We start from the raw sequence: 12,032 nt of genomic DNA, 5'->3' as shown, positions 1-12,032 counted from the left end.
CGCGTGACATGCTGAACACGGTTCGTGCCCGTCGGGGCATGGTGACCTCGCCGCATCATCTGGCGAGCGAGGCGGGGCTGCGCGTGCTGCGCGAAGGCGGCAATGCCGTCGAGGCCATAGTGGCGATGGCCGCCGCGCTGGCGGTCGTCTACCCGCACATGACGGCGATCGGCGGCGATGGCTTCTGGCTGATCGGCGCGCCGGGCGAAACCCCGGTCGGCATCGATGCCTGCAGCCGCGCCGCCGCCGCGGCGACGCCGGAACTCTATGCGCAAGCGGGTCTGACGGCGATCCCGCAGCGTGGACCTCTGGCCGCCAACACGACGGCCGGGACCGTTGCGGGCTGGGGCGAGGCCTTGAGGCTGAGCACCGAGCGCGGCGGACGTCTGCCGCTCGCCCGCCTGTTGGAGGATGCCGTCTGGCACGCCCGCAACGGCTTCGCCGTGACCGCCAGCCAGAGCCAGCTCACCGCCGCCAAGTTGCCGGAACTTGCTGACGTGTCGGGCTTTGCCGACGTGTTCCTCACGGACGGCGCCGCCCCGGCCACCGGCGCAACGATGACGCTGCCGGCCCTGGCGCAGACGCTGGAGCGGCTCGGCCGCGAGGGCACGGAGAGCTTCTACCGTGGTCCGCTCGCCCGCGACATCGCCCATGATCTGACCGAAGCGGGCGCGCCGGTAACGCTTGACGATCTTGCCGCATGCCACGCCACGCGGGTCGCCCCGCTGCAGGTCGACCTGCCGGGCGTAAGGCTGTTCAACTTCCCGCCGCCCACTCAGGGCCTGGCCTCGCTGATGATCCTCGGCATTTTCAGCCGGCTCGGCGTGCGGGAAGCGGAGGGGTTCGCCCATCTCCACGGGCTCATCGAGGCGACCAAGCAGGCGTTCCTCGTGCGCGACCGCGTGGTCGGCGACCCCGGCATGATGAGCGAGGATCCGCGCGATTTTCTTGCCGACGGCGTGCTCGAACGCCTCGCGCGGCGCATCGACCCGGCACGCGCCCTGCCCTGGCCGACGCCGCCTTCCGCCGGCGATACGGTGTGGCTCGGCGCCATCGACCGCGACGGTCTGGCCGCCAGCTTCATCCAGAGCATCTATTTCGAGTTCGGCTCCGGCATCGTGCTGCCGCAGACCGGGATCGTCTGGCAGAATCGCGGCTCGAGCTTCGCCCTTACGGGAGACGGGCCGCGCCTGCTCGCCCCGGGCCGCAAGCCCTTCCACACGCTGAACCCCGCCATGGCCAGCTTCGCGGATGGTCGGCACATGGTCTATGGCACGATGGGCGGCGAGGGACAGCCGCAAACGCAGGCTGCGCTGTTCTCCCGCTACGGCCTGTTCGGCCAGGAACTTCAGGCGGCGATCACCGCGCCGCGCTGGCTGCTCGGCCGCACCTGGGGGGCGGAGACCGTGACGCTGAAGCTGGAGGACCGCTTCCCGCCGGACCTCATCGCCGCCCTGCGCGCCGCCGGGCACGATGTGGAGATGGTGCCCGCCTTCGACGCGATGATGGGTCATGCCGGCGCCATCGTCCGCCGCCCCGATGCCACGCTCGAAGGCGCGGGAGACCCGCGCAGTGATGGCGCCGCGATGGGTTTCTGACCTGTCGCACGCCAAACAAGCGGGCGTCTGCTGGTTCAGAGGATCGTCCGCTTCGAGCAGGCGGGTGAGGTTGATGCCGCGCGGCCTGGCGCCGGCGGCGGACACGTCGCTGTCCGGGGTGCGGGTCGCTCGCGAACGCGGTCGGCTGCTGGCAGAGCGCGGAAGGCCGAAGATGAGCGTGAACGAAACCGCGTTCGGCGCAGCCACGATGGCAGCGCGATCACCTCCAATGCCATTCCCGGCTGGGCCGACGCCGCGAGGTGCGAGTGGCATACATCGCGCCGGGCAAGCCGATGCAGAATGGCTTCATCGAGAGTTTTAACCGCCACCTTCGGGCGGGCATCGGACCATCGGCAGCGAGCTCAAGTACCGACCTTCTTGAATGTTTCTCGGGTCGATGGCCGGAGGTCGTGACGAGCGAAATCAACCGCAAGGTTGGGCGAGTTCAATTCGGGCCCGGTCCGAATTCGACGACAGCGCGCAGGCCGGACCGCTCCGTGCGGTTGGCCATCGCGAGGCGGGCGCCGATGCGCGCCAACGCGGCCTCCGCGATGGCAAGGCCGAGGCCCGAGCCGGAACCGGCTGCCTTGCGGCCGCGATAGAAGCGCTGGCGCACGAGGCTGAGCTCCTCGGCGGGAATGCCGGGGCCTTCATCCTCGATCACGAGCCGGTCCGCTCCTTCGAGGCGCCAGTGGATCATGCCCTCCGTCATGTTCTGGACGGCGTTCTCCTGAAGGTTTCGCAGCACGAGCCAGAGGGTGTCACGGTCGATCAGACGCCGGCTATGGGCCAGGTCGGAATCGACCACGGTGACCACGCCCGGCGGGTGCGGCACGGTATCGGCGATGTCGCGGATGAGGGCGCCGAGTTCCATCTCGGCGCCCTGGCCGGCCGCGCCGGCGTCGAGGCGCGCGAGGGCGAGGAGTTGCCGGACAAGACGAGTGGTGCGGTCCACCGAAGCGATGATCTGCCGCAGCGCGTTCTCCCGCATCTGCGTCTCGCCCGCGGCCAGCGCCACCTGCGCCTGCGTCTTGAGCCCCGCCAGCGGCGTGCGCAGCTCGTGCGCGGCAAAGGCGGTGACGTCGCGCTCATGGGTGCGCGCGGCCTGCACCTTGGCGAACAGCCCGTTGAGGGCGGCGATCAGCGGCTGGATTTCGGAGGGCGCGCCGTCGGGCGGGACCGGCCGCATGTCCTCGCCCTCCCGGGCGGCGATCTCCTCCGCCGCCCGGTTCAGCGGGCGCAGGCCGCGTCCGAGGCTCCACCAGATCAGCAGGCCCAGCAGCGGCATGGCGAGCAGCGCCGGGGCGGCGAGCCCGGCGACGAGGTCGCGTACCAGCTTGTCGCGCAGCCCGATCCGGTCGCCGACCGCCACGCGAACATCCTTTTCCGGATCGACGATGGTGTAGACGCGCCAGTTCTCGCCGCCCACCTCGCGATCCGAGAACCCTTCGCTCTCATCGGCCAGCACGGCGTCGGGCGCGCCGGAGGACCGGGCGAGGAGGCGTCCGTCGAATGACCATATCTGGCAGGAGAGCTGGCGCTCATAGCCGCCGGAGAGTGGGGACGGCGTGCCGGCAAGAGCCGGTGCCTCGGCTCCCTCCCGGCGCTCGCCGGTCATGACCAGCGAGTGCACCATGCGGGCGGCCTCCTGCAGGCGGGTGTCGAGCACATGCTCCAGTTCGTGGCGGCTGCCGAAGCTGATCCAGGCGACGGCGCACAGCCAGATCAGGCCGGTGGCTGCCATCAGGATGAGGAAGAGCCGACGGCGCAGCGAACTCATGCCGGCACCCGCAGGCGATAACCCAGCCCGCGCACCGTCTCGATCACCTGCCGGCCCAGCTTGGCGCGCAGATTGTGCACATAGACCTCGACCGTGTTGCTCTCCACTTCCTCCTGCCAGCCATAGAGCCGTTCTTCCAGTTCGCCCTTGGAGCGGATGACGCCCGGCCGCTCCATCAGCATGGACAGCACCGCGAATTCCCGCCGCGACACCGCCACGGGAGAATTGTTCAGTGTCACGGAGAGCATGGCGGGATCGAGCGCGAGGTCGCCATGGGTGAGCAGCGGGCTTGCCCGCCCGCTGCCGCGCCGCAGGAGGACGCGCAGCCGCGCCGCCAGTTCGTCGAGATCGAACGGCTTGCCGAGATAATCATCGGCGCCGGCGTCGAGCCCGCGAATGCGGTCCGGGGTCTCGTCCAGGGCCGTGAGGAGAAGCACCGGCGTCGCGTCCTGCCGCGCGCGCAGCGCCGCCAGCACATCCAGCCCCGAGCCGTCCGGCAGCATGAGGTCGAGCACGACAGCATCGAAGCGCGAGACGGCGAGCGCCGCCTGCGCGTCGGCGCAGCTGGTCACGGCGTCCACCGTCAGCCCGGCCAGGGCGAGGCCGGCACGAAGGCCGTCCGCCAGCACCGGATCGTCCTCGACCAGAAGAATGCGCATCACGCCGTGTTCATCCCCGTTCGTTCCGCCTTCGCACCAGCCGCTCTCAGCTTAAGCCTGGCTTAAGGTGGAGATAAGAGCGCTGCACCGCGACACATGTGGAGCGGTGACGCGATGGCAGGACAATTACTGGCAAGGGCTGTTCGGTCGCTGGCGCTTGTGTTGGCCTGTCTTTCGCCACTGAGTGCCAGCGCCAGCGAGGCCGCCGGATTCACCGCGCTCGTCGCGCCCTCGGCCGCCCGCGCGCCCTTCACGCTTGAGGCGGCGCGCTCGCCCGACGGCGCGCTGCTGCTGCGCTGGAAGGTCGAGCCCGGCAATTATCTCTATCGCGACAGCCTGGAGGCCACGCTCGACGGCGCGGCCGTGCCTTTGGAGCGGCCGGCCGGCGAGGCAAAGGATGACCCCAATTTCGGCGTCGTGCGGATTTTCCCCCGGGACGTGGAGGCCAGCGCCGGCGGGATCGGCCGCGCCGGCCGGCTCAGGGTCACCTATCAGGGGTGCTCGGAAAAGGGCATCTGCTTTCCCCCGCAGGCGCGCCTGGTCAATCTCGCAAGCCTCTCCATCGAGGCGGCGCCGCCCGGCCTGACCTCGTCCAAGGCGGACGCCTCCAGCGGGGAGAGCCCGGCCGCGGTAGCGAGCGAAGCGGTTGCGGCGCGTGCCGTGGACGAGGGGGACGGCATCGCCGCGCTGTTCCGGGGCGGGCTCGGCGGGACGATGCTGGCCTTTCTCGGCTTCGGCCTGCTTCTGGCGCTCACGCCCTGCGTCTTCCCGATGATCCCGATCCTCGCCGGCATGCTCACCCGCTCGGGCGAGGCACTGTCATGGCGGCGCAGCCTCGTGCTCACGGGCGCCTATGTGCTCGCCATGGCCGGCGCCTATGGGCTGGTCGGCGCGGTGGCGGGCTGGTCGGGGGCGAACCTGCAGGCGGCGCTGCAGACGCCGCTGGCGCTGGGCGTGACCGCCGCGATCTTCACCGCGCTGGCGCTATCCATGTTCGGCCTGTTCGATCTTGCGCTTCCGGCCGGGCTTGCCGCCCGGCTCGCCGGGCGCGGCGGTAACGGCTCCCTCGGTGGCGCGGCGCTGCTGGGCTTCGGCTCGGCGCTCATTGTCGGGCCCTGCGTGACCCCGCCTCTGGCCGGCGCGATGCTCTACGCCGCTTCCACCGGCGACGCCGCCACCGGGGCCGCGACATTGTTCATGCTCGGGCTGGGCATGGGTCTGCCGCTGATGCTGGTCGGCCTGTTCGGCCCTAGCGTTCTGCCGCGCAGTGGCGTCTGGCTGGAGCGGGCGAAGCAGCTGTTCGGCGTCGTCTTTCTCGGCGTCGCCATCCTGCTCGCCGGGCGGCTTCTGCCGCCGCCGGCGACGCTGGCCCTGCTCGGCCTGCTGCTGGTCGGCTCGGCGGCGTTCTTCGGCGGGTTCGACCGGCTCACCGCGTCGAGCGGCCCGGCCGCCCGGCTCGCCCGCAGCGGCGGCATGGTGGCGGCGCTCTATGGTGCGACGCTCATCATCGGCGCCGCCGGGGGCGCGCAGGACCCGCTGCGGCCGCTGGCCTTCGCCGCGGCTCGGACGGCCGGTCAGCCCACAGCGGACACCGCCGTCACCATCGCCTCCTCTGCCGGCTTCGACAGGGCGATTGCCGAAGCGGCGGCGGGCGCTGCCGGGAGCCGGCCCATCCTCGTCGACTTCACCGCCGCGTGGTGCACCGTCTGCAGGTCCAATGCGGCCGTGATGGCGGCGCCCGAATTGCGCGCGCGTCTGGCCCCCCTGACGCAGGTCACGGCCGATGTCACCGACTACGACGACGCCACCCGCACCCTGATGGAACGGTTCCGCGTGGTCGGCCCGCCGGTGCTGTTCCTCGTCGACGCACAGGGGCGCGAGATTCCCGGCACCCGCATCGTCGGCCCCGTGACCGTCGAGGAGATCACCCGCCGGCTGGATGCCGCCGGCGCCTGACCCCCCTTCGTCCCTTCATCTCTCAACGCTCAGGAGCTCGCATGCAGCGCCGCCACGTCCTCACGCTTGCCGGCCTCCTCGCCGCCGGCATGGCCCTCCCTGTCGCGCCGCTCCTCGCGCAGGGCGTCGATGTCGAGGCCATCCTGCGCGATCCCGCCGCGCCAACCGCCGGCAACCCGAAGGGCGACGTCACCGTCGTCGCCTTCCTCGATTACAACTGTCCTTTCTGCAAGAAGGCCGCGCCGGACCTGGAGCGCGCGGTAAAGGAGGACGGACGGATCCGCCTCGTTTACAAGGACTGGCCGATCCTCTCCGAAGCCTCGGTCTATGGCGCGCAGATGGCTCTCGCGGCCAAGTATCAGGGCGGCTACGGCAAGGTGCATCACGCGCTGATGGCGATTCCCGGGCGCGGCGTCAGCAAGGAGCAGATGGCGGCAGCGGTCCGCGCGTCGGGCGTCGATATCGACCGGCTCAATGCCGATCTCCAACTCCATGCTGGCGAGATATCCTCCCTGCTCAAACGTAACCTCGCCCAGGCGGAATCGATCGGCCTGCAGGGCACGCCGACCTATCTCATCGGCCCGTTCCGTACCTCGACGCTGGACTATGCCGGCTTCAAGGAAGCCTTCGCCGAAGCGCGTCGTCGTCAGGCGGCGGAGTGATCTGATGCAGCGCAGAGATGATCGTCCGACGCTGAGTGGCCTGTCGCGGCGCGGCGTACTGCTTCTTCTTCCCCTCGCGCTCGGTGCCTGCGCAACAGGCCGACGCGAGACCGCATCGCCGCCCGCCGCCTCCCCGTTCGCCCCGCGCTATGGCGCGTTGGACGATCGCGGCTTCCGCGTACCCGGCGTGCCTGCCGACGAGATGAAGGACCGTAACCGCCGCGCGCTGGTCGACGATCCCACCGGTCAGGCTCCGGGAACCCTCGTGGTCGATCCCGCCAACCGCTTTCTCTATCTCGTGCAGGAGAGTGGCAAGGCGCTGCGCTATGGCGTCGGTGTCGGGCGCGAGGGGCTGGAGTTCAGCGGCACGGCGGAGGTCGCTTACAAGCGCGCCTGGCCGCGCTGGACACCGACGCAGACCATGATCGCCCGCGAGCCTGAGAAATACCGGAAATGGGCCGGCGGCATGGCGGGCGGCGAGACCAACCCGCTCGGCGCCCGCGCGCTCTACCTGTTCAAGGACGGCAAGGACACGCTCTACCGTATCCATGGGACCAATGAACCCTGGTCGATCGGCGAGGCGGTCTCATCCGGCTGCATCCGCATGATGAACCAGGATGTGATCGACCTGTATCAGCGCATCCCGGACGGCACGAAGGTTGTGGTGCTGCCCACCTCCTGAGAGCTCAGGCCAGCAGCGCCGAGGCGCTCTTGAACAGCATGTAGCTGGCGACCATGAAGATCAATGTTGCGAATACGGTGGTGAGGCGTCCCGTGCGCCCGGAAAGCTGCCGGGCGAGCTTCATGCCGGCGACGCTGCCGAGCGCGCCCCCGGCGATGAAGGTGAAGGCCAGCGGCCAGTTCACCAGACCCGACAGCGCGTAGTTGAACGCCGTGGTGAGGCCGAAGGCGGTGACCGCCACCAGCGAGGTGCCGACAGCATTGAGGATCGGCATGCCGGTGGAGCCGATCAGCCCCGGCACGATGAGGAAGCCGCCGCCAATGCCGAAGAAGCCGGAAAAGGCGCCGGTGCCGAGGCCGAATCCCAGCACTTTCGGCGCCTTCTCGCGGTTGCACTCGGCGCCCGGCTCGCCGGGATTGCCGCGCCCGCGCAGCATGAGCACGCCGACGACCAGCATGAGCAGGGCGAAGAGAAGCAACAGCTTCTCCCCCGCGATCAGTTTGCCCAGGCTCGACCCGGCAAAGGCGCCGATGATGCCGGCGGTAGCGTACATGCCGCCGCAGCGCCATTTCACCGTACCCGCCCGCGCATGGCTGAGCAGGCCGGCCGCCGCGTTGATGGCGACGGCGAAGGCGCTGGTGCCGATGGCGATGTGCGGGTTGCGCACCCCCACGAGATAGACCATCAGCGGCACGGCGAGGATGGAGCCGCCGCCCCCCACCAGCCCGAGGGTGAAGCCGACGAGAATGCCGGCACCGACACCGAGCCCGTATTGCAGCGGCTCCAGCATCAGGCGGCCTCTTTCGACGCGACGACCGGCTGGGGCTGGCACAGCCATTCCCGGCCCTTCAGCATGGCGTGCCAGTAGATCGGCGGCAGCATGCGGTCCTTGAGGAACCAGGCGAGCCGGGTTGGGCGGGTGCCGTCGAGAATCCAGCGCGGGAAGGTGGGAAGCAGCGCGCCGCCATAGCCGAATTCGGCCAGCACGATCCTGCCGCGCTCCACGGTGAGCGGACAGGAGCCGTAGCCGTCATACTGGGCGGCCGGCGCCTTCCCCTCCAGCGCCGCGAGCACGTTGACCGCCACGACGGGCGCCTGCTTGCGGGCGGCGGCGGCGGTCTTGGCGTTGGGCGTGTTGGTGGCGTCGCCGAGCGCGAAAACGTCCGGATGGCGCACATGACGCAGCGTCGCCGGGTCGACCTCGATCCAGCCGCCCGCTCCCGCCAACGGGCTCGCGGCGATGACGTCGAGCGGCTTCTGCGGCGGCACGGCGTGCAGCATGTCGAAAGGCCGCTCGACACGCTCGGTGGCGCCGTCGCTATGCCGGCGCTCGAAGGTCGCAACCTGCGCCTCGCCGTCGACGCCGACGAGGGTCGAGCCGAAATTGAGGTCGATGCCGTAGCGCTCGACATACTCCATCAGCGCCGGCACATAGGCCGGCACGCCGAACAGCACGCCGCCGGCATTATGGAATTCCACCTCCATGCGCGGCAGCACGCCGGCATCCCGCCAGATGTCGCAGGACAGGTACATCGCCTTCTGCGGCGCGCCGGCGCATTTGATCGGCATGGCCGGCTGGGTGAACAGCGCCCGGCCCGCCTTCACCGTGCTGGCGAGGCGAAAGGTGTAGGGGGCGAGGTCGAAGCGGTAATTCGAGGTGACGCCGTTGCGCCCGAGCGCCGCAGCAAGGCCGGGAATGGCCTCCCAGGCCAGCCTTAGGCCCGGGGCGGCGACCAGCACGCGGTAGCGCATGGACGAACCGTCCGCGAGCGCCACCTCTTTCGCCTCGGGCAGGAAGCCGGCGGCCGCCTGGCGGATCCACGTGACGGAATCGGGCATCACCGCCGCCATGGGGACCCGCGTGGTGTCCGGCTTGAAGACGCCGGCTCCGACCATGGTCCAGCCCGGCTGGTAGTAATGGCACTCGGCCGGCTCGACGATGGCGATGTCGAGCGAGGGCCGGCGCTTCAACAGGCTGGAGGCAGTGGCGATGCCGGCCGCGCCGCCGCCGACAATGACCACGTCATAGGTCCGGGGTGCACCGGGGCGCGGCGCGTCAGCGCGCGCGGCGAGCCGGGCGCGCTGTCCGGAAACGTCGATGCCGGCGGCAGCGGTCAGCGCCAGGATCTCGTCCGGGTTCCGCCGGCCCGCCTCGGCAAGCGCCCACAGCGTGGCGGCCCTTGTGCCGGTGCGGCAATAGCCCAGCACCGGGCCGGGCAGCCGGTCGAGCATGGTACGCATCGCCGCCACATCGGCATCGGCATAGGTACCCGGCGCCACCGGGATGTGGACGAAGGCCATGCCGAGCGCCGCGGCCAAAGTGGCGACCTCGCCGGCCGGCAACTGCCCCGGCTCCTCGCCATCGGGGCGGGTGCAGATGATCGCGCGGTAGCCGGCGGCTGCGGCCTGCGCGAGAGAGGCGTCGTCGAGCGGGCCGCACACGTGAAATTCCGGCACGATCTGTTTCGGCGTCATGGGGTTTCCTCGATCTTGTTGAGAGCGATGCGGCTGGCGGCCGGCGTTGGCGCACCGGCCGGTCGCCGTTTCAGAGCGTGTCGAGCGGCAGTTTCAGGTAGCGCCGGCCATTCTCTTCCGGCTCGGGCAGGTGGCCGGCGCGCATGTTCACCTGCACCGAGGGCAGGATGAGCTTCGGCATGGCGAGGGTCGCGTCGCGCTTGGTGCGCATATCGACGAAGGCGTCCTCGTCGACGCCGTCGCGCGCGTGGATGTTGCCGGCACGCTCGGCGCCGACCGTGGTCTCCCATGCATAAGTGTCGCGGCCCGGTGCCTTGTAGTCGTGGCACAGGAACAGCCGCGTCTCGTCCGGCAGCGCCAGCAGGCGGCGGATCGAGTGGAAGAGCTGGCGGGCATTGCCGCCGGGAAAGTCGGCGCGGGCCGTGCCGAAATCCGGCATGAACAGCGTATCGCCGGTGAACACCACGTCGCCGATCACATAGGCCATGTCGGCGGGGGTGTGGCCGGGAACGTGCAGCGCCATGGCGGGGATGGAGCCGATGGCGAAGGTGTCGCCATCCTCGAACAGTCGGTCGAATTCGGAGCCGTCGCGGGCGAATTCGGTGCCGAAATTGAAGATCTTCCCGAACACGTTCTGGACGGTGATGATCTCGCGGCCGATGGCCAGCTTGCCGCCGAGCTCGCGCTGGATATAGGGCGCGGCCGAGAGGTGGTCGGCATGGGCGTGGCTCTCCAGCAGCCAGTCGACCGTGAGGCCGTGCGCCTTCACGAAGGCGATCATGGCGTCCGCCGAAGCGGTGGAGGTGCGCCCGGAAGCGGCGTCGAAATCCAGCACGCTGTCGACGATGCCCGCCCGCCCGGTTTCGGGGTCATGAATCACATAGCTCGCCGTGTTGGTCGGCTCGTCGAAGAAGGCCTCGACAGCGAGGCGGTTTGCGTTTGCCCGGGCGGCTCGGATCTGGGCGGCGGCCTGGTCGAGATGCGGATCGGCGATGGCAGTGGGCATGGGCGTCCCTCCGACGGTTTCATTGATTTCATATTTACATAATGTGTGTAATTGTAAATCCGTATTGCGTCACTTTCTCGCTAAGGGCAATCAGAGGGCATGACAGGGGAACTTCCTTCCGAGACCCGAATCGCCGTGTCCGCGCCGCGCCCGCTGCGGATCGGCGATGCCGCGCCGGTGTTCAGCGCCCGCTCGACCCAGGGGCAGGTTGAACTCAGCGATTATCGCGGCCGCTGGCTGGTGCTGTTCTCGCACCCGGCGGATTTCACCCCGGTCTGCACCAGCGAATTCATCGCGCTGGCCCGGCTTGCGCCGCGTTTCGAGGCGCTTGGCGTCGCGCTGATGGGGCTTTCAGTGGACAGCCTGTTTTCGCATCTCGGCTGGCTGCGGGCGATCCGTGGCGCATTCAATGTGGAGGTGCCGTTCCCCGTGGTGGAAGATACCTCGCTCGTCATCTCCCGCGCCTATGGCATGCTGGACGAGACGGCGCAGGACTCGTCCACCGTGCGCGCAAGCTATTTCATCGACCCGGAAGGCATCGTCCGCGCCATCAACTGGTACCCGATGTCGGTCGGCCGCTCGGCACGGGAGATGCTGCGCCTCGCCGCCGCGCTGCAGCGCGCCGAGGCGGGGGACGCGGTGACGCCGGAGGGCTGGGAGCCCGGCGACCCGGTGCTCCGCCCGCTCACCGACGAGACGGCGCTCGCGGACGGAGACCCTGCCTGGTTCTGCCGCACCATCGATCGCGGGTGACACCATGGCGCTGAAACCATGCCGCTGACCCGCGAGGAAGCCGACAGGGCGGTCGAGAAGCTCCGCAGCTACGCCCAGCCGCAACGGTTGATGATCCTTTCCCATCTCCAGGCCGGCGAGATGACGGTGAGCGAGATCGATTCCGCCACCACCATCGGCCAGCCGGCGCTGAGCCAGCAGCTCGGCGAATTGCGGCGGGCCGGGCTCGTCGCCACACGGCGGGCCGCCAAACAGGTGTTCTACCGGCTGGCAGATGCCGGCGTGGCGCAGTGCGTGCGCAGCATCGAGGCGCAGTTCGGCGAAGGCACCGCGCCCCTTCCTCCGGCGCCTTCGCTGCCGGTAGCGGAAGCGCCGGCACCGCCGCGCCCGCGCAACCGCAGCGCCGCGCAGTTCGCCCGCATCGTGCGCCCCGGCGGGCCGGCGGCCTAAAAGCCCGGCTTAAGCTGCGCTTAAGCGGAGCC

The 12,032-nt window shown here is 69.9% G+C and carries 11 protein-coding genes and 1 pseudogene; 7 read left to right on the top strand and 5 right to left on the bottom strand.

Annotated elements, in window-relative coordinates; genetic code table 11:
* Positions 1 to 8 precede the first annotated feature (8 nt).
* A complete protein-coding gene (locus J2S75_RS07810) occupies positions 9 to 1,598 on the top strand; it encodes a gamma-glutamyltransferase family protein (protein WP_307019262.1) in 1,590 nt (529 codons plus the stop codon).
* A gap of 85 nt (positions 1,599 to 1,683) precedes the next feature.
* A pseudogene (locus J2S75_RS07805) lies at positions 1,684 to 1,933 on the top strand (integrase core domain-containing protein); the annotation flags it as partial.
* Positions 1,934 to 2,043: 110 nt separating this feature from the next.
* Here J2S75_RS07805 and J2S75_RS07800 read toward each other — a convergent pair.
* Both J2S75_RS07800 and J2S75_RS07795 read right to left on the bottom strand, forming a co-directional pair.
* Positions 2,044 to 3,378 (bottom strand): ATP-binding protein, encoded by a 1,335-nt coding sequence (locus J2S75_RS07800; RefSeq protein ID WP_307019261.1) that lies wholly within the window; start codon positions 3,376 to 3,378, stop codon positions 2,044 to 2,046.
* Positions 3,375 to 4,037: a response regulator gene (locus J2S75_RS07795; RefSeq protein WP_307019632.1), complete on the bottom strand. Its 663-nt coding sequence runs from the start codon at positions 4,035 to 4,037 to the stop codon at positions 3,375 to 3,377. Before J2S75_RS07795 ends, J2S75_RS07800 begins: the two co-directional genes overlap by 4 nt.
* 159 nt (positions 4,038 to 4,196) lie before the next feature.
* Here J2S75_RS07795 and dsbD point away from each other — a divergent pair, with 159 nt between their 5' ends.
* The 3 genes from dsbD to J2S75_RS07780 are packed head-to-tail and all read left to right on the top strand — an operon-like array spanning position 4,197 to position 7,337.
* Positions 4,197 to 5,993 carry a protein-disulfide reductase DsbD gene (gene dsbD, locus J2S75_RS07790; RefSeq protein ID WP_307019631.1) on the top strand — a complete coding sequence of 599 codons (1,797 nt, stop codon included), beginning with the start codon at positions 4,197 to 4,199 and terminating at the stop codon, positions 5,991 to 5,993.
* A gap of 41 nt (positions 5,994 to 6,034) precedes the next feature.
* Entirely contained in the window at positions 6,035 to 6,655 is a 621-nt protein-coding gene (locus tag J2S75_RS07785; protein ID WP_307019259.1) for a DsbA family protein, read from the top strand.
* Between the two features lie 4 nt (positions 6,656 to 6,659).
* Positions 6,660 to 7,337, top strand: coding sequence for a L,D-transpeptidase (locus J2S75_RS07780; protein WP_307019258.1), 678 nt, complete (start codon positions 6,660 to 6,662; stop codon positions 7,335 to 7,337).
* A 4-nt stretch (positions 7,338 to 7,341) separates the two neighbouring features.
* Here the strand turns inward: J2S75_RS07780 and J2S75_RS07775 are convergent, their stop codons facing one another.
* The 3 genes from J2S75_RS07775 to J2S75_RS07765 all read right to left on the bottom strand — a co-directional run bounded on the left by J2S75_RS07775 (position 7,342) and on the right by J2S75_RS07765 (position 10,818).
* Positions 7,342 to 8,130: a sulfite exporter TauE/SafE family protein gene (locus J2S75_RS07775; protein WP_307019630.1), complete on the bottom strand. Its 789-nt coding sequence runs from the start codon at positions 8,128 to 8,130 to the stop codon at positions 7,342 to 7,344.
* Positions 8,127 to 9,812, bottom strand: a complete 1,686-nt coding sequence (locus J2S75_RS07770; RefSeq protein ID WP_307019257.1) for a bifunctional protein tyrosine phosphatase family protein/NAD(P)/FAD-dependent oxidoreductase — start codon at positions 9,810 to 9,812, stop codon at positions 8,127 to 8,129. Before J2S75_RS07770 ends, J2S75_RS07775 begins: the two co-directional genes overlap by 4 nt.
* 70 nt (positions 9,813 to 9,882) lie before the next feature.
* Positions 9,883 to 10,818: an MBL fold metallo-hydrolase gene (locus J2S75_RS07765; RefSeq protein ID WP_307019256.1), complete on the bottom strand. Its 936-nt coding sequence runs from the start codon at positions 10,816 to 10,818 to the stop codon at positions 9,883 to 9,885.
* Between the two features lie 99 nt (positions 10,819 to 10,917).
* Between J2S75_RS07765 and J2S75_RS07760 the strand changes: the two genes are divergently transcribed.
* Together J2S75_RS07760 and J2S75_RS07755 are read left to right on the top strand one after the other, a co-directional pair.
* Complete coding sequence (locus tag J2S75_RS07760) at positions 10,918 to 11,571, top strand: peroxiredoxin (RefSeq protein WP_307019255.1); 654 nt, start codon at positions 10,918 to 10,920, stop codon at positions 11,569 to 11,571.
* Between the two features lie 18 nt (positions 11,572 to 11,589).
* The gene (locus J2S75_RS07755; protein ID WP_307019253.1) at positions 11,590 to 12,000 is read left to right on the top strand and encodes an ArsR/SmtB family transcription factor; all 411 of its coding nucleotides are present in this window, start codon (positions 11,590 to 11,592) and stop codon (positions 11,998 to 12,000) included.
* Positions 12,001 to 12,032: the final 32 nt, after the last annotated feature.

This window comes from Ancylobacter polymorphus, from assembly GCF_030813495.1.
GTDB lineage: Bacteria > Pseudomonadota > Alphaproteobacteria > Rhizobiales > Xanthobacteraceae > Ancylobacter > Ancylobacter polymorphus.
This window is presented reverse-complemented; position numbering and strand designations above follow the sequence as displayed.